General features: G+C 49.2%; 22 protein-coding genes. 14 read left to right on the top strand and 8 right to left on the bottom strand.

Annotation, left to right across the window (positions count from 1 at the left end):
- Window positions 1-95 precede the first annotated feature (95 nt).
- A complete protein-coding gene (uvrB, locus tag EYB58_RS09415) occupies window positions 96-2096 on the bottom strand; it encodes an excinuclease ABC subunit UvrB (protein WP_111956972.1) in 2001 nt (666 codons plus the stop codon).
- An 86-nt stretch (window positions 2097-2182) separates the two neighbouring features.
- On the opposite strand from uvrB, the gene EYB58_RS09410 reads away from it, so the two are divergent.
- Both EYB58_RS09410 and EYB58_RS09405 read left to right on the top strand, forming a co-directional pair.
- Window positions 2183-2575, top strand: a complete 393-nt coding sequence (locus EYB58_RS09410; protein ID WP_111956970.1) for a CoA-binding protein — start codon at window positions 2183-2185, stop codon at window positions 2573-2575.
- A gap of 201 nt (window positions 2576-2776) precedes the next feature.
- Window positions 2777-4450 (top strand): glutamine--tRNA ligase/YqeY domain fusion protein, encoded by a 1674-nt coding sequence (locus EYB58_RS09405; RefSeq protein ID WP_111956968.1) that lies wholly within the window; start codon window positions 2777-2779, stop codon window positions 4448-4450.
- Between the two features lie 106 nt (window positions 4451-4556).
- Here EYB58_RS09405 and cysS read toward each other — a convergent pair whose 3' ends face one another.
- The 5 genes from cysS to EYB58_RS09380 form a co-directional block, all read right to left on the bottom strand.
- Window positions 4557-5996 carry a cysteine--tRNA ligase gene (cysS, locus tag EYB58_RS09400; RefSeq protein ID WP_111956966.1) on the bottom strand — a complete coding sequence of 480 codons (1440 nt, stop codon included), beginning with the start codon at window positions 5994-5996 and terminating at the stop codon, window positions 4557-4559.
- A gap of 18 nt (window positions 5997-6014) precedes the next feature.
- Window positions 6015-6500 (bottom strand): 2-C-methyl-D-erythritol 2,4-cyclodiphosphate synthase, encoded by a 486-nt coding sequence (ispF, locus tag EYB58_RS09395; RefSeq protein WP_111956964.1) that lies wholly within the window; start codon window positions 6498-6500, stop codon window positions 6015-6017.
- A 105-nt stretch (window positions 6501-6605) separates the two neighbouring features.
- A complete protein-coding gene (locus tag EYB58_RS09390; protein ID WP_111956962.1) occupies window positions 6606-7274 on the bottom strand; it encodes an ion channel in 669 nt (222 codons plus the stop codon).
- Between the two features lie 93 nt (window positions 7275-7367).
- On the bottom strand, window positions 7368-7748 hold the full coding sequence (locus EYB58_RS09385; RefSeq protein WP_111956960.1) for a CGGC domain-containing protein: 381 nt from the start codon (window positions 7746-7748) through the stop codon (window positions 7368-7370).
- Between the two features lie 211 nt (window positions 7749-7959).
- Window positions 7960-8505 (bottom strand): NifB/NifX family molybdenum-iron cluster-binding protein, encoded by a 546-nt coding sequence (locus EYB58_RS09380; protein ID WP_111956958.1) that lies wholly within the window; start codon window positions 8503-8505, stop codon window positions 7960-7962.
- 284 nt (window positions 8506-8789) lie between these two features.
- Here EYB58_RS09380 and EYB58_RS09375 point away from each other — a divergent pair, with 284 nt between their 5' ends.
- Genes EYB58_RS09375 through EYB58_RS09360 form a run of 4 tightly spaced genes read left to right on the top strand, consistent with a single transcriptional unit; the run spans window position 8790 to window position 14620 of the window.
- Window positions 8790-9632 (top strand): HAD-IIB family hydrolase, encoded by an 843-nt coding sequence (locus EYB58_RS09375; protein ID WP_163354414.1) that lies wholly within the window; start codon window positions 8790-8792, stop codon window positions 9630-9632.
- A gap of 3 nt (window positions 9633-9635) precedes the next feature.
- Window positions 9636-10859, top strand: coding sequence for a glycosyltransferase family protein (locus EYB58_RS09370; protein ID WP_111956954.1), 1224 nt, complete (start codon window positions 9636-9638; stop codon window positions 10857-10859).
- Complete coding sequence (locus EYB58_RS09365; protein WP_111956952.1) at window positions 10840-12597, top strand: sugar phosphorylase; 1758 nt, start codon at window positions 10840-10842, stop codon at window positions 12595-12597. Before EYB58_RS09370 ends, EYB58_RS09365 begins: the two co-directional genes overlap by 20 nt.
- A gap of 28 nt (window positions 12598-12625) precedes the next feature.
- Window positions 12626-14620 (top strand): ABC transporter ATP-binding protein/permease, encoded by a 1995-nt coding sequence (locus tag EYB58_RS09360; RefSeq protein ID WP_111956950.1) that lies wholly within the window; start codon window positions 12626-12628, stop codon window positions 14618-14620.
- Window positions 14621-14779: 159 nt separating this feature from the next.
- Here the strand turns inward: EYB58_RS09360 and EYB58_RS09355 are convergent, their stop codons facing one another.
- Window positions 14780-15652 (bottom strand): N-acyl amino acid synthase FeeM domain-containing protein, encoded by an 873-nt coding sequence (locus EYB58_RS09355; RefSeq protein ID WP_111956948.1) that lies wholly within the window; start codon window positions 15650-15652, stop codon window positions 14780-14782.
- Window positions 15653-16176: 524 nt separating this feature from the next.
- Here EYB58_RS09355 and EYB58_RS09350 point away from each other — a divergent pair.
- From EYB58_RS09350 to EYB58_RS09335, 4 genes are all read left to right on the top strand, one after another.
- Window positions 16177-16749 (top strand): DNA-3-methyladenine glycosylase I, encoded by a 573-nt coding sequence (locus EYB58_RS09350; protein ID WP_111956946.1) that lies wholly within the window; start codon window positions 16177-16179, stop codon window positions 16747-16749.
- A 16-nt stretch (window positions 16750-16765) separates the two neighbouring features.
- The gene (locus tag EYB58_RS09345) at window positions 16766-18325 is read left to right on the top strand and encodes an NAD(P)H-hydrate dehydratase (protein WP_111956944.1); all 1560 of its coding nucleotides are present in this window, start codon (window positions 16766-16768) and stop codon (window positions 18323-18325) included.
- Window positions 18322-18807 (top strand): tRNA (adenosine(37)-N6)-threonylcarbamoyltransferase complex ATPase subunit type 1 TsaE, encoded by a 486-nt coding sequence (tsaE, locus tag EYB58_RS09340; RefSeq protein ID WP_111956942.1) that lies wholly within the window; start codon window positions 18322-18324, stop codon window positions 18805-18807. The genes EYB58_RS09345 and tsaE overlap by 4 nt, the downstream gene beginning before the upstream one ends.
- Before the next feature lie 173 nt (window positions 18808-18980).
- Complete coding sequence (locus tag EYB58_RS09335) at window positions 18981-20198, top strand: aspartate kinase (protein WP_111956940.1); 1218 nt, start codon at window positions 18981-18983, stop codon at window positions 20196-20198.
- 82 nt (window positions 20199-20280) lie between these two features.
- On the opposite strand, the gene pyrF is transcribed toward EYB58_RS09335, so the two are convergent.
- Window positions 20281-21015, bottom strand: coding sequence for an orotidine-5'-phosphate decarboxylase (gene pyrF, locus EYB58_RS09330; protein WP_111956938.1), 735 nt, complete (start codon window positions 21013-21015; stop codon window positions 20281-20283).
- A gap of 430 nt (window positions 21016-21445) precedes the next feature.
- On the opposite strand from pyrF, the gene EYB58_RS09325 reads away from it, so the two are divergent.
- The 4 genes from EYB58_RS09325 (at window position 21446) to selA (ending at window position 25873) form a co-directional block, all read left to right on the top strand.
- Complete coding sequence (locus EYB58_RS09325; RefSeq protein ID WP_111956936.1) at window positions 21446-22498, top strand: GGDEF domain-containing protein; 1053 nt, start codon at window positions 21446-21448, stop codon at window positions 22496-22498.
- A complete protein-coding gene (gene ilvN, locus EYB58_RS09320; RefSeq protein ID WP_111956934.1) occupies window positions 22495-22980 on the top strand; it encodes an acetolactate synthase small subunit in 486 nt (161 codons plus the stop codon). Before EYB58_RS09325 ends, ilvN begins: the two co-directional genes overlap by 4 nt.
- 138 nt (window positions 22981-23118) lie before the next feature.
- On the top strand, window positions 23119-24486 hold the full coding sequence (locus tag EYB58_RS09315; protein ID WP_111956932.1) for an HDOD domain-containing protein: 1368 nt from the start codon (window positions 23119-23121) through the stop codon (window positions 24484-24486).
- The gene (gene selA, locus EYB58_RS09310; protein ID WP_111956930.1) at window positions 24467-25873 is read left to right on the top strand and encodes an L-seryl-tRNA(Sec) selenium transferase; all 1407 of its coding nucleotides are present in this window, start codon (window positions 24467-24469) and stop codon (window positions 25871-25873) included. Before EYB58_RS09315 ends, selA begins: the two co-directional genes overlap by 20 nt.
- Window position 25874: the final 1 nt, after the last annotated feature.

The raw sequence follows: 25874 nt of genomic DNA, 5'->3' as shown, positions 1-25874 counted from the left end.
CAGGCCCAGCCCACAACGAAAGCTGAAAGATCTTTGTCACTTACATAGACTTTCATATAAAATTGATTTCAAAGCCATGACTATTTTGTCACTGATCATGGCTGGGCTGTTTTGATCTTTTTCAATTCCCGGATCTTGTCCCGATATTGTGCAGCCTGCTCGAATTCCAGGGTTTCTGCCGCTTCATTCATTTTTGCCTCAAGGTCTCTGATCACATCGTCCAGATTTAACTCATCCGCATCGTAGGCTTTGAGTTCCTCGTTTACGGCCGCTTCAACCGAATTGGCATTCATGTCGGCCATGGTGTAATCAAAAGCGCTTATCTTTTTGCTGATGGTGGCAGGAGTAATGCCGTGGGCCTGGTTATAAGCCTCCTGGATCTTGCGGCGGCGGCGGGTTTCAGACAGGGCGTGCTTCATGGAGCCGGTCTCTTTTTCCGCATACATGATGACCCGACCATTGGCATTACGGGCTGCCCGGCCAAAAATCTGAATAAACGAGCGAAAGGAACGCAAAAAACCTTCCTTGTCCGCATCAAGAATGGCCACCAGGGTAACTTCCGGGATATCCAGGCCTTCGCGTAATAGATTAATGCCAATGAGCACATCAAACAGGCCTCGCCTCAGGTCCTGAATAATATCAATACGCTCCACCGTGCCGATGTCCGAATGCAAATATTTTACTTTGATACCCAGGTCCGAATAGTAATCGGTAAGGTCCTCTGACATGCGTTTGGTCAGTGTGGTCACCAACACCCGTTCCTGGGCCTCCACCCGTTTGAGGATCTCCTGGTACAGGTCATCAACCTGCATTCTGGCATCCCGGATCTCCACCGGGGGGTCAAGCAAGCCCGTGGGCCTGACAATCTGCTCTGCCACCCGGACCCCTGCCTTTTCCAGTTCATAATCCCCAGGGGTAGCAGACACAAAAATGGTCCGGGGCACCAGGCCCTTGAACTCCTCAAATTTCAACGGCCGGTTATCCACGGCAGAGGGCAAACGGAACCCGTGCTTGACAAGGGTCTCCTTTCTCGACCGGTCCGCCTTGTACATGGCCCCAAGCTGGCTAACCGAAATATGGCTTTCATCAAAAAAGAGCAGGAAATCCTGATCAATATAATCCAGAAGCGTGGGCGGTGGCTGGCCCGGTGCACGACCGGTCAGGTGTCGGGAATAGTTTTCAATACCATTGCAATACCCGATCTCCTCCAGCATCTCAAGATCGTACCGGGTGCGTTCTTCCAGGCGCTGGGCCTCCACCAGCATATTCTGGTCATTCAAAAAAGCCAGACGTTCCTTAAGTTCTATCACAATACGTTCCACTGCCTGTTTCCGGGTCTTTTTATTGGTGACGTAATGGGAGGCAGGATAGATGGCCATCTGGTCAAATTGTTTGATCACCGTACCTTTCAGGGCATCAATCTCACTGATCTCTTCAATAGTATCACCGAAAAAATCAATTCGCACGGCCTTGTTTTCCTCGTAGGCCGGGAATATCTCCAGCCGGTCACCCCGGACCCGGAAGGTGCCCCGGTGGAAATCCACATCATTGCGGGTGTACTGGATATCCACAAATTTACGGATCACATCCTCCCGTGAAATTTCCATATCCCTGTCCAGGGTCACCCGCAGATCCAGGTACTCCTCGGGCGCACCCAGACCGTAAATGCAGGAGACCGATGCCACCACGATCACATCCTTTCGGGCCAGCACGCTCCGGGTGGCCGAGTGCCGCATTTTATCGATCAGTTCATTGATGGAAGAATCTTTCTGGATATAGGTATCCGAGGACGGGATATAGGCTTCTGGCTGATAATAATCATAATAGGAGACAAAATACTCCACGCAATTATCAGGGAACAGCATCTTAAACTCATTGTAAAGCTGGGCTGCCAGGGTCTTGTTAGGCGCAATGATCAGGCTTGGCTTTTCCACCTGGCTGATGATGCTGGCCATGGTAAAGGTCTTGCCCGACCCGGTCACCCCCAAAAGCACCTGGTATTTTTCATCCGCCTTTACCCCCCGGACCAGATAGTCAATGGCCTTTGGCTGATCCCCGGCCGGGCCATAGGGAGACACCAGATTGAACAGTCCCATATATTTTTCCTGTACTTTCCTTTGGTCTGGATAGATACTTATTAATTAATATTTGAACAAAATAACATACAGGAGATACAAACCCCATGGAAGAAAAAAAAGAAACCGTTGCCGTGGTCGGTGCAAGTCCGTTGAAGGACAGATATTCCAACAAGGCCCAGACCATGCTGGAAGAGTACGGCCACAGCCCCGTACCCGTAGCACCCAAACATGAAACCATTGAAGGCAAAACCGTTTATCATTCGCTTTCCGATATCCCCCAAGCCATTGACACGGTGACCATGTATCTGGGCCCGGCCCGCCAGGACAAAGTGATCGACCAGATTCTGGACCTCAAACCCCAACGGGTGATCTTCAACCCCGGCACGGAAAACCCCCAGGCCTATGAAAAACTCAAATCCGCCGGAATCAAGGTCCAGGAAGCCTGCACCCTGGTTCTGTTGAAAACCAACCAATACATGAAACCCTTTAATCCTTAATATGAATATGATATTTAGTGTTTAGACTAAAAGTCACCCATCTGCGGCGTTGCAGCAAAAGTGATCATCCTCACAACCATGAGGTTGCTCCGGTTACAAATTTTTCTGCGCCTTGCACCTGGGCAACTTGTAGTCTAAACACAGGGTTTTTGTCTAGACACTACTTAAAATTTTATGCAACCCATCTGGAAAGAAGAATAAATGGATACACAAACCGCCAAAGGGCATTTTATTGAAAACATTATCAAAGAAGATCTTGCCGAAAATAAAAACAATGGTCGCGTGGTCACGCGCTTTCCGCCGGAACCCAACGGATTTCTGCACATCGGCCACGCCAAATCCATCTGCCTGAATTTTAAAATGGCCCAGCAATTTAACGGGACGTGCAACCTGCGGTTTGATGACTCCAACCCGGCCAAGGAAAAACAGATTTACATTGATTCCATCAAGTCAACCGTCAAATGGCTGGGGTTTGACTACAATACGCCTTTCCATGCATCAGACTATTTTGATGCCCTTCATGATTTTGCCGTTGAACTGATCAAAAATGGCAAAGCCTATGTATGCAGTCTGTCCGCCGATGAAATGAAAGAACTCCGCGGGACCCTCACCGAGCCAGGCAAAGACTCTCCGCACAGAGACAGAAGTGTGGAGGAAAACCTGGATCTGTTCCGGCGGATGAAGGCCGGCGAATTTGATGAAGGCACGCACACCCTGCGGGCCAAGATCGACATGACCTCCCCCAACATCAACATGAGGGATCCGGTCATCTACAGGGTCAAAAAAGCACCCCACCCCCGCACCGGGGACAAGTGGTGCATTTACCCCATGTACGACTTCACCCACTGCATCTCCGATGCCCTGGAAGGAATCACCCACTCCCTGTGCAGTCTTGAATTTGAGGATCACCGGCCGCTGTACGACTGGATTCTGGATAACATAACCATACCCTGCCATCCCCAACAGATCGAATTTGCCCGAATGAATATCAACTATACGGTGCTAAGCAAAAGAAAACTGCAGCGCCTGGTCAGCGAAGGCCTGGTCACCGGATGGGACGACCCCAGACTTCCCACCCTGGAAGGCCTACGTCGCAGGGGATATACCCCGGCTGCCATTCGTAATTTCTGTGATGCGATCGGGGTATCCAAAAAAGAGAGCCGCATTGACATGGGCCTGCTTGAATCCTGCCTCAGGGACGACCTCAACGAAAATTCTCCCCGGGTCATGGGGGTTACCCGGCCTTTGAAAGTCACCCTGGAAAATTATCCAGAGGGACAGACCGAAATCCTGGAGGCCATGAATCATCCCCAGAAACCGGAAGCCGGCAAACGAGGGGTCAGTTTCTCCAAGCATCTCTATGTTGAACAGGATGATTTCATGGAAGATCCCCCAAAAAAATTCTTCCGCCTGGGACCGGGCCGGGAAGTGCGCCTGCGGGCCGCCTACCTGATCACCTGCAAAGAGATCATTAAAAATGAGGCCGGGGAAGTGATTGAACTGATCTGCACCTATGACCCGGAAACCCGCGGCGGCACTGCCCCGGACGGCAGAAAGGTCAAGGGTACCATCCACTGGGTAAATGCCCAGGACTGCATAGATGCACAGGTCCGGCTTTATGACAGGCTTTTCAAGGATGAAAACCCGGAAAAAGACGGCCAGGATTTTGTGGAAAACATCAATCCGGATTCCCTTGAAATTCTGGAACACGCCAAATTGGAAAGAAACCTTGAAAAGGCGGAACCTGAGGCGGTTTATCAGTTTGAACGGCTGGGCTACTTCTGCTTGGACTCAAAAGAGAGCACACCGGAAAAACCGGTTTTCAATCGCACTGTCACGCTTAGGGATACCTGGGCAAAGATGGCAAGAAAATAACCGAACAAATCTCTTAATAGAAAAGCCCGGCATGGAGAAAACCTGATCTTCCATGCCGGGCTTTTTTTATTATGGTTTTGACGCCGGACGACAGTCTTGCGGTTTCTTATTCAATGCGCCAGGTTGTGCCCTGGGGCCCATCCTCCAGCACAATTTTCATTGCCTGGAGCTGGTCCCGGACCTCATCGGCCCGGGCAAAATCTTTAGACTTCCGGGCAGCAGTCCGCTCGGCAACAAGCGCATCAATCATGGCAGGGTCCACATCCTGGTCGGCCATGGCCCTATCCTTTTTGGCTGCAAAATAGTCAGGAGCGGACATCATAAAAACACCCAGTATTTTTGAAGCGAACCTGATATCCGCATAAATACCGGCCAGTATTTTTCTGTTATTTTCCCCGGGTGCGTCATTGGCCTTATCCAGCAGTTTATTACCCTTCTTAACCGCATCAAATACTTCGGCCATGGCTTTTGCTGAATTGAAATCATCGTTCAACGCCTCAACAATATCCCCCCACAAAGGACCATGCCACCCCCCGGCAGTTTCCGGGGTAATACCGGCCTTGTCCAGACGTTCCAGGAAAGCATAAATACGGTCAAGGCCTACGGACACCTCACGCATACTGTTTTCGCTGTAATCAATGGGGGATCGGTAATGCTTGGACAACAGGAACATGCGAATTACTTCGGGACTGTAATCGGCCAGCACCGCCTTGATCATGGTAAAGTTTCCCAGAGACTTGGACATCTTCTCATTATTAATGTCCACAAATCCATTGTGTATCCAGTATTTGACAAAGGGCACGCCAAAGGAAGCCTCACTCTGGGCAATCTCGTTCTCATGATGGGGAAAAATCAGATCCTTGCCCCCGCCATGGATATCAATACTTTCACCAAGGTATTCGTAACTCATGGCCGAACATTCAATGTGCCAGCCGGGCCGGCCCTTTCCCCAGGGGCTGTCCCAGGAGGGTTCTCCAGGTTTGGCCGGTTTCCACAAGGTGAAATCCATGGGACTTCTCTTTTTCTCGTCCACGGCAATCCGGGCACCCGCCTGCATATCATCGGGGTTACGGTGGGACAGTTTTCCATATTCACTGAAAGATGAAATGGAAAAATAGACGTCCCCACCTTCCACATGGTAGGCCTTACCCGAATCGATCAGACGCTGGACAAAACGGATAATATGATCAATGTGCTCGGTGGCTTTAGGCGCGATAGTTGGTCGAAGCACATTGAGCGCGTCCATTTCATTGTGAAATTCATCGATATATTTTGTGGTGATGGCAGTGCAGGAGTCGCCGGTCTCATTGGATTTTTTGATAATCTTATCGTCCACGTCCGTAAAATTGCGCACATAGGTCACCTCATACCCAAGCTGCATCAGCCACCGGTACACCATGTCAAACACCACCACGGATCTGGCATGGCCAATATGGCTGGTGTCATATACGGTGGGACCACACACGTACATACCGACCTTATTGGCTGTAATTGGAACAAATTCTTCTTTCTTCCCGCTCAGGGTATTATAAATCCTTAAACTCATTGCTTTCTATCCTGTATCTTAACTTTCATTTCTATACAGCAGCACCGTGGCCTGGGCTGCAATGCCCTGTTTTCTACCGATAAATCCCAAATGTTCGGTGGTGGTGGCCTTAATGTTCACACAGTCCGAAGACAATTCAAGAACCCGGGCAATACAGGCGGTCATGGCCTTTTTATGGGGACTCATCTTCGGGGCCTGGGCAAAAATGGTGCAGTCCAAATTGGCGACCATAAATCCTTTATCCTTAATTTTTTCTTTGCATATATGCAAAAACCGGGTAGAGTCCATCCCTTTATATGCCGAATCCGTATCCGGAAAATGTTCCCCGATGTCTCCCAAGCCCGCAGCACCTAAAAGGGCGTCACAAACGGCATGAAGCAACACATCTGCGTCTGAATGTCCTTTCAGGCCCATGGGATGGTCGATCTCTACCCCGCCAATAATCAGCCTGGGCCCGGCCACCAATTCATGGACATCGGTTCCTGTACCTACCCTTATCTGCATTTAAAATTAAATCTCCTTTGCACCAAATTAGCTCGTTAATATATGCATCCTGACCCTAAAAGTCAAAAATCCAATTTAAAAACCAAACTATCTGTATGTGCAGATCTATTTTTTTGAAAACGTCTTGGCAGATGCGCCCTGCATACCCACCAATCGGGCAATGAGGACAGCCAGGTAAATCTGGCCGAATATGGCCTCCATGCTCGCCAGGGTCTGGGATTTATCGTTAACGGGGGACAAATCTCCATATCCCAATGTGGACAAGGTTACCATGGAAAAATACTTTAAAAGCCCCGGATTGTCGCGGATGGTTTCGTGGGAAATGGAAAACGACCCCGGATATGCAAGTTCCAGCATCAGATATAATTTGGCAAAGAGCATGGCCGAAAATAGATAAACCACCAAGGCTGCCGAGACCACGTCCCGGATCACGACGGGTGATCGAAAAATAAACAGAATAATAAGCAGGGATATGTAGAATAGGAACATGGCCTGGAGAAAGGCAGAGGCCATGAGCATATGTTCTTCAAGAGTGTAAAAATATGCCAGCCAGACAAAAAACAAACAAGGTAGCATCAAGGCGATGGAAGCTGCCTGGGATAATTTCTTATCACCTGCCACGGAAAGCCCGGCCGTTAGCATAATCAATGAGAACGTTATGTTAAAAAACAATTCAGGATGAGCAGACTGTGAAAAAAACGGGGCGGCAATGACATTGAGGAGTACAATGCATAAAAGGATGGTGTATTTATTTTGTATGAAAACGCGCAGCATCTTTATTAATCAACTCATTTTCATTTAGAGTCTGTTCAGAAATAAAAATGTCCGGGATTAAAGTTCCGGACATTTTTATGTAGTGTTTCTTTTTTACTCAAAGGTGACCGGGGTATAATCCTTGGGCAGATGGGCTGTTCCCAGGGTGCAGGGCAGGCCCGAGGCCTGGGAGATATTGGCCGCGATCTTTTCAATGTCCGGACAGAATCCGCCGTTGGTTTTATCCCAGCCATCTTGGGTTTTGGACGCAAATGTACAGGTGCACAAATGGATAGCCTGGGCCCCTTTTGACTTAAGAATTTTTGCCAGGTCCGCCACATTGTCCCCGGGACACCGACAGGTAAAAACGCCTGCCGGCATGCAGGCATCATAACCGGCAAACCCCTGGGTGGTTTCGATCATTGTTTTAAAACAATTGGTCAAAGGACATCTGGTTTCATTTTTTTCGCACCGGATAATCCCTACTTTTGTCATACACACCTCCTGTTATCCATCAAAAATTAACTGGTGCCCATCCAGAAATAACCTTTTTGCCCAATTGTGAGCAGAACTCTTCTTCGAACCTTGGTTGGATGAAAATTTTAAACCTCGGAATATGTTGTATATCCTGTGGTTAAAATTCTCATTTACCTTGAACTTGAACAAAAATTCTTATTTCTGGACGGACACTAACTGATCTGAAATCCTAACGCCGTCCGCCCATGCCACCGCCGCCTCCGCCGCCCATGCCTCGGCCGCCTCCGCCGCCCATACCTCGGCCTCCGCCGCCACCCATGCCTCGGCCACCGCCGCCCATGCCTCGGCCTGAACCCATGCCGGGGGTCCGGGAATTTGGGTCTGCCATGGGTCTTTGGGGGGCAGTTCCCGAATTCATGCCTGACTTTTCTTCAGCAGTGGCCTGGGTAACATTTGTCAATTCATTATTTTTCAGCCGGGTCACGGCCTGGGCCGCGGTGCCTGCCTGCCCCGGATACACATCCACACCGGCGGAGTTAAAAACCTCCATGGCATTGGGACCGCAACTGCCGGTTAAAACGGCCTGGACACCTTTGGAGATCACAAAGGAGGCGGTCTGGATACCGGCGCCTCCGCCCAGGTTCATGCTTTCATTGGCAAAGCTCTCATAAGCCATGGTATCTGTATCAACGATCAAAAGGAAATCACACCTGCCAAACCTTGGATTTATCTCAGCATCCAGATTCTGGCCGTATGCACTGATTGCGACTTTCATAAACGCTCCTTAAACATAAAGGGTTGAAAGATTGCTGCACCAGCAAATAATAGCAAGATCCGGACCATTTTTTATACCTTATATTTTCAATTGGTTATATTTTGCTTATCCTTCCAGCGGCAGTAAAACAAAAACTATAGGTCGCACAATTGCGACAGGTCATCATTACAATGGACATTGACCAGATCAAACCGCCTGGTCGGCGTATTCCAGAATCCGCCAAATTAATTTATCCTTAACTTCCGTTTTTGCTATTTGCCCTCTATAATGACCCAATGATTAAAATGCCACATAGCAACGAAATACTTATATTCACAGATCTTGACGGCACACTTCTGGACCACGACACCTATGGTTTTGAACCGGCAATGCCGGCAATGGCCATGCTTGCCCAAAAAAAGATCCCCGTCATCCTCAATTCCAGCAAAACCCTGGTTGAAATACTTAAAATTCGAAGCACCCTTGGCAATTGTCACCCTTTTATTGCGGAAAACGGCTCTGTGGTGGCTGTGCCGGTACAGACATTCCCCGGCCTTGCCCGCAAAGATCCTTTATTTCAAGCCCAATCCGGATTTCTGGTCAAACGTCTTGGGGGCGACAGGAAAGCTATTTTAGACATATTAAACCGTTTGCGACAGACACATGGTTTTTCCTTTGAAGGCTTTGCCGATATGGACCCCGCCCGGCTTTCACAGGTAACAGGGCTGACTGAAGACCAGGCCATACAGGCCGGACAGCGCCTGAGTACCGAGCCCGTTCTCTGGCAGGACACCCCCGAACAGTGGGAGGCGTTTGCCGGGCATCTTGCAGATGCCGACCTTGGCTGGGTCCAGGGGGGGCGGTTTATTTCCATATCGCGGCCCTTTGATAAAAAGGACGGCGTGGCCTGCCTGCTGGATCTGTATACCACAAGTACGGGCAGCACCCCTTTCACCATTGGCCTTGGGGACAGCCCCAATGACCAGGCCATGCTGGATATGATGAACATTGCGGTGGTGATTTGTTCAGCCCGTTGTGATCAAATTACCTTAAACCGGCCACAAACCATTATCCGCACCACGGCCAGGGGCCCCGAAGGGTGGCAAGAGGCCATGGACATCATTTTCAAAACATCAAGGAGGCATTAAAACATGGGCGATTTTCATCAAAACGGTATTATCACCATATTACACAACCTCTCCCGGCAACCGGCAGAAGAACTGGAATCCCAGCTCAATGAATTCTCAAAAAAACGGCCCCTGGGCCTGGTGCTGCCCTCTCTTTTTTCCGAGCTTGAGGGGCCTGCCCTGGCCCATATTGTGGATGAACTTGCCAAGGTCACCTATCTGGATCAAATTGTTATCGGTCTGGACCGGGCCACGGAAGATCAGTATCGGCATGCGTTAAAATTTTTTTCCCGCCTGCCCCAGCACCACCGTATCCTCTGGAACGACGGGCCACGGTTGCGGGCCATTGATAAAAAACTGGCAACAATGGAGCTTTCACCCACGGAACCTGGCAAGGGCAGAAACGTCTGGTATTGTTTCGGATATGTGCTGGCGTCAGGCATGGTGGATGCCGTGGCATTGCACGACTGCGACATTTTAACCTATGAGCGGTCCCTTCTGGCCCGGCTGATCTATCCTGTGGCCCATCCCGACTTTACCTATAAATTCTGCAAGGGCTATTATGCGCGCTTTGCCGAGTCCAAGGTCAATGGCCGGGTGAGCCGGCTTTTGGTATCGCCTTTGTTATCCGCTTTGAAAAAAATCTGTTCATCATCCGAGTCCCTGGATTATCTGGAAAGTTTCAGGTATCCCCTGGCCGGAGAATTTTCCATGGACACCGATGTGCTTGAAGATCTACGCATGCCAACGGACTGGGGGCTTGAGGTGGGTATTTTGTACGAGATGAAACGAAATTACAGTCTTAACCGAATCTGCCAGGTGGACATTGCCGACACCTATGATCACAAGCACCAACCATTAAGTCTTAACGATGTGGATGTAGGTCTTTCCAAAATGAGCATTGACATTGCCAAGGCTATCTTTAAAAAACTGGCCACAGAAGGTGAGGTTTTTACCTCTGAAACCTTCCGGACCATTAAGGCCACCTATTACCGCCAGGCCCTGGATTTTGTGGAGATCTACCACAATGATGCATTAATGAACGGGCTGAACCTGGACCGCCACAAGGAAGAAAAGGCCGTGGAACTGTTTGCTGAAAATATCCTGGCCGCCGGGAATAATTTCCTTGAAGAGCCTAACATAACGCCGTTTATCCCGGCCTGGAACCGGATTAAATCCGCTTTTACCGACATTATGGATGAATTAAAAGACGCGGTTGAAAAAGACTATGAACAATACCACCCTTAAGGCACCGGCCTGTCTGCTTGACAAGGTCAGGACCCACCTTGAAATCATTTATCCCGGACAGGATACAGACAAACTGACCCAAAAGGCCATTTCCCTTTTTGAACCCATTCATGAATCCCTGGATGATAGCTGTGCTTCAGCCACCCATCTGTGGTCCGAAAAGGACATTGCTCTGCTCACCTACGGCAATTCCCTTGTGGAAGAAGAGAACCGGCCCCTAAGAACCCTTGACCGATTTCTGAAAAAATTTACCAATAACCGGTTCTCCATTGTCCATATCCTGCCTTTTTTTCCCTATTCCTCGGATGACGGGTTTGCGGTGATGGATTATTACACGGTGAACCCGAGCCTGGGGGATTGGGAAGACATACGCAAGATTTCCGAACGCTGCAGGCTTATGTCTGATCTTGTGGTCAATCATACCTCATCCCGGAGCTGGTGGTTTGAAAATTTCAAAAAAGGTGTCCACCCGGGAAAGGATTATTATGTGACTGTGGACCCGCAAAGTGATCTGTCCCAGGTGATACGGCCCCGGACAACGCCTCTGCTGCGGGAAGTGGCCACACCGGACGGCCCCCGGCACGTCTGGTGCACCTTCGGACATGACCAGGTGGACCTGAATTTTAAAAACCCGGACGTCCTCATGGAATTTTTATCCATTATCCGCCATTACCTGGATAATGGGGTACAGATATTCCGGCTAGACGCCGTAGCGTTTCTGTGGAAAGAAGTTTGCACCACATGTCTGCACCTGGGCCAGACCCATAAAATTATTAAACTCATGCGCATCCTAATCCAGGCCCACAACCCCAGGGCCATCATTATCACGGAAACCAATGTGCCGGCCCGGGAAAATCTATCCTATTTCGGCATAGGCGACGAAGCCCAGGTGATTTACAATTTTCCGTTGCCCCCATTTTTGCTCAACACCATGGTCACAGGCAACAGCAAAGGAATTACAGACTGGCTGAAAACCATGCCCGACACCATGGAAAATACAACCTGCCTGAACTTTATCGCCTCCCACGACGGCATTGGGTTGCGGCCGGTGGAAGACTATTTTTCCCGCCAGGAGAAGACACAACTCATTGATCTGATGAAGGCATTTGGAGGCAAAATTTCTACCCGGGCGCTCAATGACCACAAGGACAATCCTTACGAGATTAATATCAGCCTGTGGGATGCCATGAAAGGAACGGTTCATTGCCGGGAGAATCATTACCAAATCGAACGGTTTATCTGTGCCCACACCATCATGCTGGGTCTCAAGGGCATCCCGGCCATTTATATCCACAGCCTGCTGGGCACGGAAAATGATTATGAACGCAGGGAAAATCTGCAGTCCAACCGGGCCGTCAACCGTCATATCTGGAACTACCCGGATCTGTGTGCAAAGCTGGTCAACCCCGACGACCACCACCACCAGGTATTCTTTGCCCTTTGCGCCCTTGTGGACAAACGGAAACAGCAACCGGCCTTTCACCCGGATGCCGGGCAGATCACCTTTAACATAAACCGAAAAATTGTGGCATTCCAACGCAGAGCGGCTGAAGCCGGCAAAACCCAAGGCCTGTTCTGCATTCACAACATCACAGACCAGGCTGTCACCATTCCCCGAAAAGACCTGCCCGAACAGTGGCAACGGGCAGGTGTGGATCTGATATCAGAAAAGACTGTACAGCTTGATACGGGGCTATCTCTTGCCCCTTACCAATCCATGTGGATCACAGTGACATAACCCCCAACACCTTAGACAGGATAATTGAATGACGCCCAGTGACATCTCCGGTTTCTCAAGGCTGGATCTGAATTTATGGAAAGAATACCTGGATATTGCACAGGAGTTCTGGCTACCCCAAAGTCTTAAAAGCCGAACACGTTTTATTGTGCTGCTGTGTCTTTTGATGGCCTTTGTGGCATCTATTCTTTTTTTGTTCGTTACCGTCACCACAACGGCCACCCACGCCTTTGCGCCTGAGTTTGTCACCCAAAACGCGCCGGGGCTGATGGACTGGATCCAGGGTATTATCCACTCAAAACTAATCTGGATGTTGGCTGCCGGATTTATTATTCCGGCCCTGGTCTTTTCCCTCTATTCAAAAAAGCTAAAAGGGTTCTTTTTACCCTGGGGCATTCTTGGAATTCTTCTTTTACTCTCATTCACGGTGTCAGGGCTGAATGTCATCATAAGCTATGTAGGTCGTTTTTTCCAAACCGCCCTTGCCCAGAAGGACCAGCCCACATTCTGGCGGTTTCTCTACGTATATGCCTCGGTGTTTGTGATCGGCACCCCCATTGTGGTGATTTACTCATACATCAGAAAAAAACTGGGGCTGTTCTGGCGGGAGTGGATCACCACCGGTTTCATTGACAGTTATCTTAAAAACCGGGCCTACTATGCCCTGACCACCAGCAAGGAGATTGACAACCCGGATCAGCGGCTGGCCGAAGATTTAAAAGAGTTCACGGTCACCAGTTTAAATTTTCTGCTGATTATCTTGGGCGCCGTGATTGATCTTGTGGCCTTTACCGGCATTTTGTGGTCCATTTCCAGGCTTTTGTCCGGCATCCTTTTCGTGTATGCTTTCTGCGGCACCCTGATCACCATATTTATCGGCAAACGCCTGGTGGGGCTCAATTACAACCAGCTGCGCAAGGAAGCCGATTTCAGGTACGGCCTGATCCACATCCGGGATAATGCCGAATCCATTGCCTTTTACCAGGGAGAAAAAGGAGAAAAGGAACAAATCTCCAAGCGGTTCAAGGCGGTGCTGAAAAATTTTAATTTTCTCATTGGTTGGCAGCGGAACCTTGATTTTTTCACCACCGGTTACAATTACCTGGTCATTATCCTGCCGGCCATGATTGTGGCCCCCATGTACTTTGCAGGCAAGGTGGAGTTCGGCGAAATTTCCCAGGCATCATTTGCCTTTGGGCAGGTATTGGGCGCCTTTTCCATTATTGTCCAGTATTTTGACAGTATCAGCGCCTTTGCCGCCGGTATCAACCGTGTATCCACGTTTAAGAACCGGCTCTTTACGGCGTCCGGATCCAAAACGTCGGAAAACGGCTCGGGGTGGACCCGAATTCAACGTGTTGCCAAAGAAACCATCCGGGTGCAAAATCTCACCCTGCAAACCCCTGATTATAAACGCACCCTGATCCAAAACCTGAGCCTTGACCTTGACAAGGGCACAAATATCCTGATCATGGGTCATTCCGGTGCCGGTAAAAGTTCTCTGCTGCGGGGCATCGCAGGGCTCTGGGCTTCTGGCTCCGGCACCATTGAACATCCCCCGGCGGACAAGGTCATGTTCCTGCCCCAGAAACCGTATATGGTGCTGGGCAGCCTGCGGGAACAGCTCCAGTACCCCAGCGGCACCCCTTTGGACGATGACCGAATCAAGGCGGTCATGGAGAAGGTAAATCTCACGGACCTGTACCAGAAAATGCAGCGTGCAGCCGGGGACAACTCTTTTATGGATGCGGAAAATAATTGGGAAGAGGTGCTTTCCCAGGGCGAACAGCAACGCCTGGCTTTTGCAAGGCTGTTGACCACAAAACCTGAGTTCGCCATTCTGGATGAAGCCACCTCTGCTCTGGACGTAGACAATGAAAAGGCGTTGTACAATACTTTGTCACAACTGGATATCACCTACATCAGCGTGGGCCACCGCCCCACTCTGAAGGCCTATCACGATAAAATCCTATTCATAGAGGGTGACGGCGGATGGGATATCCGGGAGACGATAGTCCAATAACAGCCATAAACTGGCCTGGTTTATCAACACCCAGACTCAACCCACAACAAAACATAAAAATAATATAGCTACTTAATTAAGAAAGGCTATTGTTGATATAGCCATACTGACTATTTTTTTAGTTCAGCTTTAAATTCTTCGATGTTGTGGATGCTGTGGCTAAGAAAGGGACACCATATCGTCTATATGCGGGATCCAGGGGAAAGAATATGCCTTATTAAGAACACGTTTTATCATATCAGACCCATAATATCTTTTAGTCTCCTTGTCCCCTTCCGACGACAGGTCGATGGGGGTTGCTCCGGACTCAAAAAAGAAGTGGTACAGATTTTTTTCTTTTGGCTTTTTGGCATAAACTTTTTTAAATCTTCGGCGAGCCGTTTTCAAATTTAACCGAAGGGCTACGGCTGGGTTATTGTTTACATAGGAAAAGGAGGGAATCTGTCCGATCTTCTCAAATAAAAGGATATCTTCGTAAATTTTTAAATATTTGGGATGAGTCGTAATTAATAAGTCATCCGCACGAATGGTGTTAATCGCATACGACACGAGCATACGGTTGCCAAGCATGGGAATATTTTTATTTCCTTTCCGATATAAGGGATCTGATGCCAGACAACCGACTTCAACAAGGCGTCGATCCTGGTTTCTTAACACGTCCACCTGCTGTTTAAATCCTGTATCCATGGGAAGGCCTTGTTCATTATCTGGAAATATACTGGCCGTATATATAGGCGTATTTTCAGCCTGATTATCTGTCAAGCACGCCATAAACACCCTGGATTCAGGATCGGAGTGGTGCGGAATAATTCTCAATGGGATAGAGGACGGCTGAATAAACCCAGCGTCTACATAAACATCATGTAGTAACTTAAAACAGGACATATAATCTTCGACGCTGGATGCCTCACAAAAAGAGACGTTCTCCAAGTTGGTTCGAAAATCAGGAAGGGCACCACGGATGATTCTTTTTCTGAAGTTCATCGGCAGATAAGGCACAAACGAGTTCAATAGTATACTTGATAGGTTCATAACTTTCTCTTTTTTAATAATAGCGTTGATAGGTTCATAACTTCAGCATGATGTTTGCAATTCTAATACCAAACAAAAAAAAACTCAAAACCCTTGGTAGGAAATCTTTTCAGCAGATTTAGCTATAAACATCTTTCTTTTAAAAAAAAAGAAAGTTACGAAACTTACACCATAAGTTACAAAAAATGCACGTTAGAGGAATAGAACAGCCGCCGAAGAACAAAAAGTTGAGGCCTGGGAAAAATGAATATTAGATCGACATTAGTCATGCCGCAAAACAGATCAATCCAGGGTCACCGGGGTGAAAAAAATGTCGTTTCAATGGATACGCCGGGGCTACCCTGTAGGAGATAGGGCACCGGTTAAGGCGTGAGTTCTGCTATGATTATGATGGCACATTGCCAAAAGTTATTGTATAACAGCCATGGGCTGGCTTGGTCTGTCAACACCCAGACTCAACCCACAAGAAACCATGAAAGTAATTTAACAAATTTATTGGGACTTTCATATAAAAAAAATCTGTCATGAACAATATTAAACGTTGCGGCTGGGTGACCAGTGACCCTTTATATATCCGTTACCATGATACGGAATGGGGGGTGCCGGTTCACGATGACCGAAAAATTTTTGAATTTCTCATTCTGGAAGGGGCTCAGGCAGGGTTATCCTGGCTGACGATTCTCAAACGCCGCCAGGGATATTTCAATGCTTTTTGTGAGTTTGACCCTGGAAAGGTAGCCCGGTTCAGTGAGGCCGATATTCAAAAGCGGCTGCAAGACCCCGGCATCATCAGAAATAAACTTAAGGTCCGGTCTGCGGTTACCAATGCCCAGGCATTCTTAAAGATTCAGGAAGAGTTCGGTTCCTTTGACGCCTATGCCTGGCGGTTTGTGGACGGGGAACCCATCACCAACCACTATACCAGCCAAGACCAGGTTCCGGCTACGTCCAGTCAGTCCGACGCATTTTCAAAAGACTTATATAAGCGTGGGTTTAAATTTACCGGGTCCACCATCATCTATGCCCACATGCAGGCCACGGGCATGGTGAACGATCACCTGGTGTTCTGCTTCAGATATAAAGAGGTAATGGCCTGAAAAAGGATTGCAAATCATGATCATTGTCACCACCAAACAGATGCAGCAGATGGATAAAAACACCATTGAGACCTTTGGCATTCCAGGCCGGGTACTCATGGAAAATGCAGGCCGGGGTGCCCTGGAAATGCTTTCCGACCACTTTGACCTTGAAGGTGCCAGGGTGGCCGTGGTGGCGGGCCGGGGCAACAACGGCGGAGACGGGTTTGTGATCGGACGCTACCTCATGGAGATGGGGGTAAGCGTCAGCTTTTTTCTTTTGTCCACCCGGGACCGGATCCAGGGTGATGCCAGGGCCAATATGGATCTGGTACTGAATCTTCTGGCCGAACATTCCCTGTCACAATTTATTGAAATCCCCGACAAAGAGTCCCTGGAAGCGGTAGCCGAAATCCTGCCGGACCATGATCTGTTTGTGGATGCTATTTTCGGCACAGGGCTTAATTCAGATGTCCGGGGCATTTACCGTAATGTTATTGAACTGATCAATGATTCAGGCAAATCGGTTTTCAGCGTGGACATCCCTTCGGGAATCAATGCAGATACAGGCGCCGTGTGCGGGGTGGCCATCCAGGCTGATGCCACAGCCACCTTTGCCTTTGCCAAGACAGGGCACATTCTGTACCCGGGCAATTTTCACACCGGTGATCTGGAGGTGATAGACATCGGCATTCCGGGCCACATTGCAAAAGCACAGGCTCCCGATATTTTTCTGCCTGAAACCCATGACATTGCAGGTCTGATACCGACCAGGGATTTCAATGCCCACAAGGGCAGTTCGGGTCATCTGCTGGTACTGGCCGGCTCGCCGGGCAAAACCGGGGCTGCGGCATTGTGCGCCAACGCTGCCATGCGAACCGGTGCAGGCCTTGTGACTTTAGGCGTTCCTGAAAATCTCATGCCGGTCATCGAACCCATGGTCATCGAACCCATGACAACCGCGCTTGCCCAGACCCTTTCCGGCGGTCTGGATGCCGCAGCCTTAGATGACATTATTGCACTTTTGGCAGACAAAGCCGCTTTGGCCATAGGACCCGGCATGGGTACGGATCCCGGCACCCGGGAACTGATCAAAAGCATTATGTCCATTGCATCCATACCTATGGTCATTGACGCCGACGCCCTGAACTGCATTGCAAAGAATCCTGACATTCTGGACACGGTCAAGGCCCCGGTGATCCTTACCCCCCACCCCGGTGAAATGGCCCGTCTTACAGGAAAAACCACTGCGGATATCCAACGAAACCGAATGGCAACCGCCCGGAACTTTGCAGAAAAATTCAAGGTTATCCTGGTACTCAAAGGGGCCCAAACCCTTGTGGCCTGCCCGGACGGGACTGTATTTATCTGCCCCACGGGCAACCCCGGCATGGCCTGCGGCGGCATGGGTGATGTCCTCACCGGCATAATCGCCGCATTCCTGGCCCAGAACCTGCCCCCTGAATCCGCTGCCCTTGCAGGCGTTTATATTCACGGGCTGTGCGGGGATCTTCTGGCCGAAGACCACGCTTTCGGGTTTTCGGCATCAGATATGGTGGCGGGCATTCCCCAAGCTTTAAACACACTGTTATCATGAAAGAAATCATATCCCAAAGCCCGGAACAGACCCAGGAAATAGCCAGACGCTTAGGCCGGTATATCCGGGAACAACACCTAAGTTGCGCCATGGCTCTGACAGGGGATCTTGGCTGCGGCAAGACCTGTTTTGTCCAGGGCCTTGCCAGGGGGCTGGACGTGGAGGACGGGTACTATATCACCAGCCCCACCTTTACCATCATGAACGAATATCCGGCAGGAAAAATGCGTCTTTTCCACCTGGACCTGTACCGGCTTTCAGACCCAGACGAGCTGGATTATATCGGTATTCAGGATCAGGTGGGACAGGACAGCGTCACCGTGGTGGAATGGCCCGATCTTCTCATTGAAACCGGATTTATATTTGATCTTCACATTCATTTTGAATTTGATACCAACTTTAATAGGAAAATAACATTTTCCTCATCTGGACAAGCCGGAGCAAATCTGTTAAGCAATCTATCCTTAATGAATAATGCCTGAACGGAAATTCGTGTTTGGGCACAAATTTGCCCAGATGCAAGGCGCAAAAAAATTTGAAACCGGAGCAACCTCATGGTTGTGAGGATTGCAAGTTTTTCTGCAACGTCGCAGGTGGGTGCCTTTGTGCCCAAACACTAAATATATTAATAAAAGCTAAAATTTTGGGAGCTGAAATGGCGTTACGGGTGCAAAAATTTGGCGGCACATCTGTGGCAGATATCGAAAGGATCTCCAAAGTAGCCGATCGGGTACAAAAGGCCCATGAAAATAAAGACCAGATGGTGGTGGTGCTTTCGGCTATGGCAGGCGTGACAAATAGTCTGATCAGCCTTGCCGGACAGGCCTCTAAAGCCCCGGATAAACGGGAATTAGACGTGCTGTTGGCAACCGGTGAGCAGACCACGGCGGCCTTAATGGCCATGATGCTCAAATCAAGGGGACTTAAAGCTAAATCCTTCTTAGGTTTCCAGGCCGGCATCCATACCGATCATATGTCAGGCAAGGCCAGAATCCGGGATATCGACAGCCAGAACCTGCGTGATGCCCTGGATGAGGGAAATATTGTCGTGGTGGCAGGATTCCAGGGTGCGGACGACCACGGAGACATTACAACCCTGGGCCGAGGCGGGTCCGACACCTCAGCCGTTGCCATTGCCGCATCGCTCAAAGCCGATGTCTGTGAAATTTTCACTGACGTGGACGGGGTATACACAACCGACCCAAGGATCTGTCCCAAAGCCAGGAAAATCAGCAGAATTTCCTATGACGAAATGCTTGAAATGGCCATTCTGGGAGCAAAGGTCCTCCAGATCAGGTCTGTGGAATTTGCAAAAAAATATAATGTGCCCGTACATGTCCGGTCATCATTCAATGAGGAGGAAGGAACCATGGTTGTCAACGAAAGTAAAGATATGGAAAGCCCGGTGGTGTCAGGCGTCACCTGTGACATGAATGAAGCAAGAATTACGTTCAAGCGCGTCCCTGATCAGCCCGGCATCTCAGCCAAAGTTTTCGGTGCCCTTGCCGAAGCCGGTATCTCCGTGGATATGATCATCCAGAACTCCCGCACCGGTGGCGAAACAGACTTGACCTTTACCGTGACCATGGACGATTTTGAGCGGGCAACGGAAATTTCCGAAAAAGTGGCGGATCAAATCCATGCCGGCGAAATAAAAACCGCCACAGAGATTGCTAAAATATCAGTCATCGGTATAGGGATGAAAAGCCATTCCGGCGTGGCTGCGGTGATGTTCAAGGCCTTGGCCGAAGAAAACATTAACATCCGCATGATTTCAACCTCTGAAATCCGTATTTCATGCGTGATTTTGTCCAAATATGCCGAACTAGCCGTCAGGACCCTACATACAGCCTTTGGTTTAGATAATGATTGAACGGCTCGTTAAGGACCGCAGATTAAATAATTAAAAGCTATTTCTTTTCGCTATTTTTCCAATGCCGGTCTGTCAGGCGGCCCTACACGGCAGAGCCGGACAGACCGGCTTCAATTTCCTCGGCCACTTTTTCAGCAGCCCGGGCCGGATCATCGGCATTCCGGATGGGTCGGCCAATGACAATATAATCAGAACCCGCCTGCACAGCCTTAGCCGGGGTAACAATCCGTTTCTGGTCATCCCCGGGTGTCAGGTGCCATTGGGGCCGAATCCCCGGCGTAACAGTCAGACACCCGTTACCGAATTGCGCTTTCAACATGGCGGTTTCCTGCCCTGAGCACACGACACCGGCACATCCGGCATCCAGGGCCATGCGGGCCCGCAGCAGCACCAGCTTTTCCGGGGCATTGACATATTCATCCTTAAATCCCTGGGCACGGACCGTATCTGCGTCATTGTCCGTAAGCAGGGTAACAGCAAGCACTTTGGTCTTTCCGGCATTTTCAACGGCTGCCCCAAGCATTTTTTGTGAGGAAGCACCGTGTACTGTTACCAGATCCACTTCGAGGTCCGCCACCCGGGCCATGGCCCGGCCAACCGTTGCGGAGATATCATGCAGTTTCAAATCCAAAAAAATACCCGCACTGGACATTTTTCTAACCATCTCCACCACAGCCGGACCCTGGCGGATAAATAGTTCAAGGCCGATTTTAAACATACCCACCCGACCGTCAAGCTGACGGATATGCGATTGTGCCGCCTCCATGGAGGAAAAATCCAGAGGAAAAATAATATATTCTTTTGCTGTTTTCTGCATAAGCGCCCTTTGTAATCTTAGAGTTGACACAAATAAAAGTTGTGCAGATCTTACCACAAAAGGCTTTTTTCTGCCTTTAAAAAAATACGGACAAAAAACTTGTAACCATCGTTAATGTCTATCCGGAAATAAAAATTTTTGTTGATTCTTTAAAAATTTTTATGGTAATTAAGACCGTTATCCTTGCCTTCCGGTGACTAAATTTTATATGATACCGATGTAAAGTAATATTAACAGCCATGGGCTGACTTGGTCTATCAATACCGAGGTTCAACCCACAACAAAGCATGAAAGTAATTCAGTAACTTATTGGAACTTTCATATAAACGGCCAGAGGCCGTCTTAAACGTTCGTCAGCGTGCCCACGACAAAGTATGAAAAAATTCAGGTCGTTGGTGGTTCTTTCATAATAAAAACAGAAGGGAACGCAATGCTAAAAGAGTTATATCCTGATTCCCTGGAAGCATCCGGAAGATATCTTCGAATAATTCTTAAAGAGATCTCCGAACTTAAACTTCCGTATACCCCAATTGCCTATTCTGTGTGGTATGAGTATGCCTCGGGCCGGAATCCTGAATTGCACAAGGAAATCCAGGCAGCCCGAAAAAAAAAGGAACCCATAAACTATCAAACAGTACTTAAATGGTTCAGGCGCTACGTTTTCGACAGGCCATTGCTTGTGACCAAAGAACACACGATAAAAGCGGAAAACCTTCTTACCGGAATGACCTTTCGCCTTACCGAAGCTGAAAACCGTATGGGCCAACAAGGAGACCAGCTCAAAGCCCATATCGAAAACTTGAACAGTGCGTCAAGCGAACCGGATATCAAAAACATTTGCCGGGATATTCTTTTGGAAACCCAGCGGATCATTGACGGCAATACCGACCTTAAAAGCAATGTTCACAAGACCATCAGCGAACTTGATGCACTAACGCTGGAACTTAAAAGCCTGAGAGAAGCGGCAAAAACGGATATGCTCACAGGGCTTCTCAACCGCCGCGGTTTTGAGGATGCCATTGCAAAACCCATAAAAGAGGCCCAGGAGAAGGCCGAACCCTTAACTCTCATTATCGCAGACCTCGACCGGTTTAAACGAATAAATGATAACTATGGCCATCTTACCGGGGATAATGTACTTAAACTGCTATCCAGACTTTTACGGAAACACATCAAAGGGAAGGATATTGCCGGCAGATTCGGCGGCGAAGAATTTATCATGGCATTGCCCGAAACCAAAATAAACGGCGGCGTTGCCCTGGCCGAACAAATCCGCACCAGCCTTGAAAAGATGAAATGGCAGTCCAAAAGCTCAGGCAAAGATATCGGCACCATCACCCTCTCTTTAGGGGTCGCCCAGTTCATTCCCGGCGAAAACTTGAACGCTCTGATTGCACGGGCGGACAAGGCCCTTTATGCAGCCAAGGAAAACGGTCGTAACCGCACCGGCACGCACAATGGCAAAGGGGTTCTCATTCCTTGAAAAACGACAAGTACACCCTGACCATGCTGGTTGAAAATGACCCCGGGGTGACGGCCAGAATCACAGGGCTGTTCGCCAGTAGAGGCTATAACATTGAAACCATCTGCGGTGCGCCCACGGCAAACCCCAAAATGTCGAGAATCACCATCACCACCCACCCACGCCCGGAAACTTTAGAGCAATGCATAAAGCAGATCAAACGTGTGGTAAACGTCATAAAGCTTAGGGACATGACCGGCGAAAAGGCAGTAAAAAGGGAAATGGCCCTGATCTGCGTCAAGGCTCAGCCTAAAAACCAGGATGAAATTAGATCCCTGATCCACGCATTCAACGGCACCACGATGGATGAAGGTCGCCGGCACTTTATTTTCGAAGTGTGCGGCGATGAGGACACCATTGACGTTCTTCTTGAAAAGCTGTCACCTTTTGGCATCAAAAAACTTGCCCGGTCCGGTGTGTTAGCACTTTACCGGGAAGCCTGACGCAAAGAAGGACAAGCCCAGAATGCTTTGTGATCTCTTCATGGCCCCGCCCTCAGATTAGATTAGGGTTGAATCCTCTAGTCAATTAATGATATTAATTTTATTTTAACAAAAAAAAGCATCTGTATCTTTAATCTAATGAAACATATACAAAACGAGTACATTCCCACAAGCCACTTGAGGGTGGGAAAAAAATCACCTCAAAAATTCCAGGCGATCCTTGGGACCTGCCTGGGGCTGGCACTGTATGACCAAAAGCGGAAAGCCGGAGGGCTGATTCATATCCTTTTACCCTCCCCGTTAGGCAATGCAGAGTTTCAACCTGAATCCCCGGGAAAATATGCGTCTTCCGGCATTCCGATGCTGATCAATAAACTTAGACGCATGGGATGTACCACACAAGACCTGAAGGCCACCATTGCAGGCGGTGCCCTGGTCGGGCCTGTTTCCAGCCTGGACCTGGGCCTGGACATCGGAGGCAAATCTGCAGAAATTGCCCACCGTATACTAAAAGAACAGGGCATTGAAATCCTCAAGTCTGAAACCGGCGGCTTTTTCGCCTGCACCCTTAAACTGGATATGATGACCGGTGAAACGAAAATTGTGCCGGTCTGGGAAACAACCTCTGCCCCGGACGCCATTGCACCGATTTCGGGTCCTGAAGCCATCATGGCCACCATTGAAAATCTCCAACCTATCCCCCAGACCGCGCTAAAAATTTTTAGGATGTTCAACCAGGACGGCTACAGTATTGAGGATATTACCCAGGAGCTGGCCCAGGACCAAGTACTGTCTGCCCGGACATTGCAAATGTGCAATTCCGTTCTTTTTTCGAGCACCATAAAAATTGATACGCTCAAGGATGCGGTGATAATGCTTGGCAAGGAGAGGCTGGCCAAAAGTGTAATAACAACAGCCATTGAAAGCTATTTCGAACAAACCGGCCCATCAGGCTATTCCCTGTGCAAGGGAGGGCTTTTTTTTCATGCTGTCGGTGTGGCCTGCCTTTCAGAACGGCTGGCAAAGGAGATCGGGATAGCTCATCCCTGGCTGGCGTATACGGCAGGCCTGCTGCATGATATCGGCAAGGTCGTTCTGGACCAACAAATATCAGACCGGTTACCGTTTTTTTTTCGTACCTTGGGGAATGACAAACAAAATATCATTCAAGCCGAAGAAAAAGTATTAGGCTTCAACCATTGCCGGGCAGGCGTGATCCTGGCGGAAAAATGGGGCTTTTCAGACGCACTGACCGAAGTCATCCGCTGCCACCATACCCCAGGAGACGCCACAGCCCACTCACAGCTGGTGGAGATTGTATATATAGCGGACCGGCTCATGGAAAAATTTTTCACAGGTTTTAATATCGATAAAATAGATGCCCTGCACCTGGAACCCATCATAAATAAAATGGATCTGGATGGTGCATCCCTGGCCCGATGCATCGAGGACATGCCCTTGGATATACTGATACAGGAACCGCCTAATGGAACAGCCAATACCTGATAAGCATTTACAATTAAAATCCCTGCCCGGTGTAGATCATATTTTGGCCCTTGCCGAAACCGATGACCGATTTACAGGTATGCCCCGCCGCCTCGTACTTGAATCTGTACGAAGGTCCATTGACAATACCCGCAAACAAATACTTGAAAACAGGCCGGCAATCATCACCGATGAAGCGATAATAAAGCAGGCAGCCCTGCTTGCCGGCCAAAAAATGAAAAACCGGCTAAACCCGTTGATCAACGCCACCGGCGTGGTCCTGCACACCAATCTTGGAAGGGCTCTGCTCTGCCGGGATGCCTTGGATAATATCATGGCGGTCTCATCCTCGTATTCCAATCTTGAGCTCAATCTTGCAACGGGCAAGCGCGGCATCCGCTACGCGGCAATCGAAGAGCTGATCTGCGAATTGACAGGCGCCCAAGCAGCCATGGCCGTAAACAACAACGCCGGTGCCGTACTGCTGGCCTTAAATACCCTTGCCCAAGGACGCCAGGTCATTGTTTCCAGAGGAGAACTTGTGGAGATCGGCGGCTCCTTCAGGGTACCGGACGTAATGATAAAAAGCGGGTGTATTTTAAAGGAAGTGGGGACCACCAACCGCACCCACCCCCATGATTACACGAATGCCATCACCGAAGAAACAGGACTTTTACTCAAGGTTCATACCTCCAATTATAAAATTGAGGGCTTCACCACATCAGTTTCGCTCAAGGAATTGGTGGGCATTGGAAAGTCCCATGACATTCCGGTGATGGAAGACTTAGGCTCGGGCACGCTGATTGATTTCAGCGCATTCGGACTGCCTTCCGAACCCCCGGTTTTTGAACAGGTGGCCTCGGGGGCGGACGTGGTCACTTTTAGCGGAGACAAGCTTTTAGGCGGTCCCCAGTCCGGCATCATTGTCGGCACAAAACAATACCTGGACCAAATCAAGGCAAACCCGCTGACCCGGGCCCTGCGCATTGACAAGATGACCCTGGCAGGTTTGGAAGCGACACTCAAGCTCTACCGGGACACCCTGGTAGCTGTTGAAAAAATCCCCACCTTAAGAATGCTGACGTTGTCCTATGAACAAATCTGTCGGGATGCCGACATTCTGTTCTCTCTAATCACAGAAGCCGTGGGAAACCAGGCAGAATTTGCCCTGGCAGATATGACGTCCAGACCGGGCGGCGGTTCCTATCCCGGACTAACCCTGCCCACCCGGTGCCTGATCATCCGGCCCAAAACCATGTCCGTAACAACCTTGGACAAAAAACTGCGAGCCTTTGATCCGGCCGTGATGGGACGCATTGAAGACGATTGGTTCATCATTGATCCCAGAACACTTCAACCCGGACAGGACAAGATCCTTGCCAACATCTTAAAAAACCTGATAGATTAAC

The sequence above is a fragment of the Desulfobacter hydrogenophilus genome, assembly GCF_004319545.1.
GTDB lineage: Bacteria > Desulfobacterota > Desulfobacteria > Desulfobacterales > Desulfobacteraceae > Desulfobacter > Desulfobacter hydrogenophilus.
Note: the sequence above shows the minus strand (reverse complement) of the source record. Positions and strands in the feature narration are given on the sequence as shown.

Bases quoted from the DNA above. Each gene is read 5' to 3' on its own strand.
- EYB58_RS09345 (WP_111956944.1), top strand. From the start codon at position 16,766: ATGATCATTGTCACCACCAAACAGATGCAGCAGATGGATAAAAACACC.
- EYB58_RS09365 (WP_111956952.1), top strand. From the start codon at position 10,840: ATGAACAATACCACCCTTAAGGCACCGGCCTGTCTGCTTGACAAGGTC.
- EYB58_RS09360 (WP_111956950.1), top strand. From the start codon at position 12,626: ATGACGCCCAGTGACATCTCCGGTTTCTCAAGGCTGGATCTGAATTTA.
- EYB58_RS09335 (WP_111956940.1), top strand. From the start codon at position 18,981: ATGGCGTTACGGGTGCAAAAATTTGGCGGCACATCTGTGGCAGATATC.
- EYB58_RS09315 (WP_111956932.1), top strand. From the start codon at position 23,119: ATGAAACATATACAAAACGAGTACATTCCCACAAGCCACTTGAGGGTG.
- EYB58_RS09355 (WP_111956948.1), bottom strand. From the start codon at position 15,652: ATGAACCTATCAAGTATACTATTGAACTCGTTTGTGCCTTATCTGCCG.
- EYB58_RS09380 (WP_111956958.1), bottom strand. From the start codon at position 8,505: ATGAAAGTCGCAATCAGTGCATACGGCCAGAATCTGGATGCTGAGATA.
- EYB58_RS09350 (WP_111956946.1), top strand. From the start codon at position 16,177: ATGAACAATATTAAACGTTGCGGCTGGGTGACCAGTGACCCTTTATAT.
- EYB58_RS09375 (WP_163354414.1), top strand. From the start codon at position 8,790: ATGCCACATAGCAACGAAATACTTATATTCACAGATCTTGACGGCACA.
- cysS (WP_111956966.1), bottom strand. From the start codon at position 5,996: ATGAGTTTAAGGATTTATAATACCCTGAGCGGGAAGAAAGAAGAATTT.
- EYB58_RS09385 (WP_111956960.1), bottom strand. From the start codon at position 7,748: ATGACAAAAGTAGGGATTATCCGGTGCGAAAAAAATGAAACCAGATGT.
- tsaE (WP_111956942.1), top strand. From the start codon at position 18,322: ATGAAAGAAATCATATCCCAAAGCCCGGAACAGACCCAGGAAATAGCC.
- EYB58_RS09410 (WP_111956970.1), top strand. From the start codon at position 2,183: ATGGAAGAAAAAAAAGAAACCGTTGCCGTGGTCGGTGCAAGTCCGTTG.
- EYB58_RS09405 (WP_111956968.1), top strand. From the start codon at position 2,777: ATGGATACACAAACCGCCAAAGGGCATTTTATTGAAAACATTATCAAA.
- EYB58_RS09325 (WP_111956936.1), top strand. From the start codon at position 21,446: ATGCTAAAAGAGTTATATCCTGATTCCCTGGAAGCATCCGGAAGATAT.
- EYB58_RS09390 (WP_111956962.1), bottom strand. From the start codon at position 7,274: ATGCTGCGCGTTTTCATACAAAATAAATACACCATCCTTTTATGCATT.
- EYB58_RS09370 (WP_111956954.1), top strand. From the start codon at position 9,636: ATGGGCGATTTTCATCAAAACGGTATTATCACCATATTACACAACCTC.
- pyrF (WP_111956938.1), bottom strand. From the start codon at position 21,015: ATGCAGAAAACAGCAAAAGAATATATTATTTTTCCTCTGGATTTTTCC.
- selA (WP_111956930.1), top strand. From the start codon at position 24,467: ATGGAACAGCCAATACCTGATAAGCATTTACAATTAAAATCCCTGCCC.
- uvrB (WP_111956972.1), bottom strand. From the start codon at position 2,096: ATGGGACTGTTCAATCTGGTGTCTCCCTATGGCCCGGCCGGGGATCAG.
- ispF (WP_111956964.1), bottom strand. From the start codon at position 6,500: ATGCAGATAAGGGTAGGTACAGGAACCGATGTCCATGAATTGGTGGCC.